Source organism: Pseudomonas sp. RW407 (genome assembly GCF_003176655.1).
Lineage (GTDB): Bacteria > Pseudomonadota > Gammaproteobacteria > Pseudomonadales > Pseudomonadaceae > Pseudomonas > Pseudomonas delhiensis.
On sequence record NZ_QGSL01000058.1, the window covers coordinates 1 to 323 of the forward strand.

General features: G+C 53.6%; 1 protein-coding gene. It reads right to left on the reverse strand.

The window, feature by feature from the left end:
- Nucleotides 1-76: 76 nt before the first annotated feature.
- On the reverse strand, nucleotides 77-323 hold a 247-nt coding region (locus DK254_RS05790), incomplete at its 5' end, for a transposase (RefSeq protein WP_256595815.1).

Here is a 323-nt window from a genome sequence, read left to right on the forward strand (position 1 = left end):
GCGTAAAAGCTACTGCGAGGGACTTCCAATACCCGGCAGCAGTCGGAAATACCGTATTGCTCACTCAACTCGTCGATTAGCGCGAATAATCTTTGGAGTCCAAAAGCAGGAGAGCACTGGCCTTTTTTAGGATTTCGATATCCCGATCCTTTTGCCGCAACTGCGCTTCGAGTTCTTGAATTCGCTGTTGGTCCGGCGTAATCGCCTTGGCACCGACCGGAGTCTGACCTTCGCGCTCTTTTCGGACTTGATCAATCCACCGACGCAGCGCAGTAGGGCCTACGTCTTGTTGCTTACAGACGTCCGGAACGGACATCCCGCCA